This is a genomic window from Phocaeicola sp. RTP21198st1_B8_RTP21198_201120 (assembly GCF_040929485.1).
Classification (GTDB): Bacteria; Bacteroidota; Bacteroidia; order Bacteroidales; family Bacteroidaceae; genus Phocaeicola; species Phocaeicola dorei.
In genome coordinates this window covers 825-1,123 of sequence record NZ_JBCOCI010000490.1, presented here as the reverse complement: position 1 = coordinate 1,123, position 299 = coordinate 825, and the positions used below count along the sequence as shown (strand labels likewise).

Sequence of the window (299 nt, the reverse complement as noted above, 5' to 3'; positions counted from 1 at the left end):
GGGGAGCTGCCCGTTCCTTACACGCGCGTACTTATATGATGCGCAACGACTGGAACAATATGTACACAGCCTCCACCGATGTCATCAAAAAGGGGCTCTACAACTTAAAGACTCCGTATAATGAGATTTTCACGGATGATGGTGAAAATAACGGAGGTTCTATATTCGAGTTGCAATGTACAGCTACTGCCGCTCTTCCTCAAAGTACCGTTATCGGTAGCCAGTTCTGTGAAGTACAAGGTGTACGCGGAGCAGGTCAATGGGACTTGGGCTGGGGATGGCACATGGCAACAGAATAC

General features: G+C 48.5%; 1 pseudogene. It reads left to right on the top strand.

From position 1 onward, the window contains the following. Nucleotides 1-299 (top strand): annotated as a pseudogene (locus AB5935_RS27535) (RagB/SusD family nutrient uptake outer membrane protein); the annotation flags it as partial.